The organism is Candidatus Methylomirabilota bacterium (assembly GCA_035260325.1).
In the GTDB taxonomy this organism is placed as follows: Bacteria; Methylomirabilota; Methylomirabilia; order Rokubacteriales; family CSP1-6; genus AR19.
The window spans coordinates 1-2,780 of the sequence record DATFVL010000014.1; the positions used below are offsets into that span (position 1 = coordinate 1).

3 protein-coding genes are annotated in these 2,780 nt (G+C 73.2%); all 3 read right to left on the bottom strand.

The features are described 5' to 3' along the window. Window positions 1-117: 117 nt before the first annotated feature. Window positions 118-1,296 carry a class I SAM-dependent rRNA methyltransferase gene (locus VKG64_00720; GenBank protein HKB23545.1) on the bottom strand — a complete coding sequence of 393 codons (1,179 nt, stop codon included), beginning with the start codon at window positions 1,294-1,296 and terminating at the stop codon, window positions 118-120. 11 nt (window positions 1,297-1,307) lie between these two features. Then, a complete protein-coding gene (locus VKG64_00725) occupies window positions 1,308-2,075 on the bottom strand; it encodes a class I SAM-dependent methyltransferase (GenBank protein ID HKB23546.1) in 768 nt (255 codons plus the stop codon). After that, a partial coding sequence (locus tag VKG64_00730) for an arginase family protein (GenBank protein ID HKB23547.1) occupies window positions 2,072-2,780 on the bottom strand: 709 nt, incomplete at its 5' end. The genes VKG64_00730 and VKG64_00725, both read right to left, overlap by 4 nt.

The following is a 2,780-nucleotide window of genomic DNA, read 5'->3' on the forward strand; positions in this document are numbered from 1 at the left end:
TCGTTCACGCACCTTCGGCTTACCGGCGCGTGGCCTCCGTGCGCTGACTACACGGGTCTCGGAGCAGCTCGCACCCCGCCCGCGGCACGTCACCAGCGCCACCCCGCCAGCAGCCCGTCACACGGCTTCGAGCAGCAGGCCTTTGAGGTAGCGGGTCTCGGGGATCGTGAGGACGATCGGGTGGTCCCGCCCCTGGCCGAGCGGCGCCACGACGCGCGCGCGCACGCCCGCGTCGGCGGCCGCCTCGCGGCAGATCGCCTCGAAGCGCTCCGCCGACACGTGGTAGGAGCACGAGAAGGTGAGGAGACTCCCGCCGCGCTCGAGCAGGCGCAGCGCGCGGAGGTTGATCTCCTTGTAGCCGCGCGCGGCGGCCTCGAGCTGCGTACGGCTCTTCGCGAAGGGCGGCGGATCGAGCGCGATGGCGCCGAAGCGCGCCCCGGCGCGCTCGAGGCGGCGGAGCTCGTCGAAGGCGTTGGCCGCGACCACCTCGGCCCGCTCGGCGACGCCGTTGAGGGCGAGGTTGTCACGCGCGCCCGCGAGCGCCTCCGGCCCCGACTCGATCAGGACGGCGCGCCGGGCCCCGCCGGCGAGGGCATGGCAGGCGAAGCCGCCCGTGTAGGCGAAGCCATCGAGGACGTCCCGGCCCCGGGCGAGCGCTCCGAAGCGGCCGCGGTTCTCCCGCTGATCGAGATAGAGCCCGGTCTTGTGGCCCCCGCCGACCGCCACAGTGAACCTGACGCCGTCCTCCGTCACCTCGACGGTCGACGGCCCCGCCGGGCCCGCCCAGCCCTGGGCCGGCTCGAAGCCCTCGAGCCGCGCCGCGGCGTCCTCGTCCTTGTGGAAGACCGGTAGCTCGCCGAGCGCCCGCGCGAGCGCGGCGCCGATCTGGCGGCGGGCCAGGGCCATGCCGAGGGTCAAACTCTGGACGACGAGCACGGGGCCGTAGCGGTCCACGACGAGCCCGGGGAGGCCGTCGGCCTCGCTCCAGACGAGCCGGCCGAGCTTCGGCGGGGCGCTGGCGGCCGCCCGAAGGGCGACGGCCCCGGCGATCCTGCGCTCGAAGAAGGCGGCGTCGACGGGCTCGTCGGCCCAGGTGAGGACGCGGCAGCAGAGGGCCGGGCGCGGGTTGTAGTGGCCGCGTCCGACGAACCGGCCCGCGGAGTCCACCACGGTGACGGCCGAGCCCGGCTCGACGTCGCTCACGTCGGCGACGTCGTTCTTGAAGATCCAGGGGTGGTGGCGCGGCCGGTCGCGGCCCCGCTTGAGCCTCAGGACCGCCGCGCGCGCCGGCCGCATGGCGCCCGGCGCTACTTCTTGCGCAGGACGACGACCATGATGAGCGGGTGCTTCGACCGCTCGAGGATCTGGTGAGGCTTGAAGCCGAAGAACCACTGGACGAACTCGAAGCCGCCTGCCAGCTCGATCAGCGCGCGGAGCTCCTGCGGGAAGACCATCCGCGAGAGGTGCGTCTGGCGGTAGAGCCGGCGCGAGCCGTTCTCGACCGCCTCGAGCGTCATGCGCTCGCTGAAGACCTGCGTCACGGGATTGACGTCGTTCAGCGCCGAGAACGACGCGCGCACGATCAGTCTCCCGCGGCGCTTCGACCACGACCAGGCGCGCGCCGGGTCGGTCCACGACGAGGCCATGTAGCGGTCGAAGACGTAGAGCCCGCCCTTGCGCACCGCGCGCGCCGTCGCGCGCAGGTGGGCGACGAGCTGCGCGTTCGTCAGGAGGTGGCCCTGGGAGTCCTGCATGCAGATCGCCGCGTCCACCGGGCGCTCGAGGCGGAAGTCGGTCATGTCGCCGACGACCAGCTGGCCCCGGTGGCCCTTCGCCGCCAGGCGCTGCCCGACGAACTCGATGCACTCGCGGGAGAGGTCGAGCCCGGACATCCGGTAGCCGCGGTCGGCGAGGCGGATCAGATGCGGGCCCGTGCCGCAGGCGATGTCGAGCACCCGGCTGACCCGTCCTCGGGCGTAGCGCTTGAAGCAGTGGACGAGGAAGTCCACCTCGAGCTTCCGGTTGGTGTCGAACGCGATCTCGTAGAGGCGCGGGGCGCTGTACTGGCTGGTCACCTCACGGTGCCCCACCAGGTCAGGAAGGCTTCGCGCATCACCCAGGCGGCCGCGATGCCGGTGCGGCCGGTCGGGTCCCACGCGTGGGCCACCTCGACGAGGTCGCCGCCGATCACCTGGCAGCCGTCGAGCATCCGGACGATCTCGACCAGCTCGGGCACTCGGAGCCCGCCGGGTTCGGGCGAGCCCGTGCCCGGGGCGTCCGCCGGGTCGAGGACGTCCACGTCGATCGTGACGTAGAGCGGGTGGCCCCGAAGCTCCGGCAGGAGCCCGCGGACGACGTCCACCGGGTGGCCGGCGAGGACCGGGAAGAAGTGGGGCTTGCGGCGCGCGTACTCCTCGCGGGAGCCGGTGCGCATGCCGACCTGGTAGACCCGCTCGGCCGGGACCACGTCCATCACCCGCGCCATGGCCGAGGCGTAGTTGTAGCGCTCGCCCAGGAACTCCTCCCGGGTGTCGGGGTGGGCGTCGAGGTGGAGGATGCGGAGGTCGGGGAAGGAGGGCGCGATCGCCTCCATGACGGGCACGGTCGCGGTGTGGTCGCCGCCGATCATGAAGGGGATGAGGCCCGGCCGCCACCAAGCGGCGATCTCCTCCCGGGCGGCGTCGAGCTGCTCCCGCGGCGACGCGCCGTCAGGCAGCTCGCAGTCGCCGATGTCGGCGATCGGCAGGTCCTCGAGGTCCCGGTTCACCCACGGCGAGTAG

Bases quoted from the DNA above. Each gene is read 5' to 3' on its own strand.
- VKG64_00720 (HKB23545.1), bottom strand. From the start codon at position 1,296: ATGCGGCCGGCGCGCGCGGCGGTCCTGAGGCTCAAGCGGGGCCGCGAC.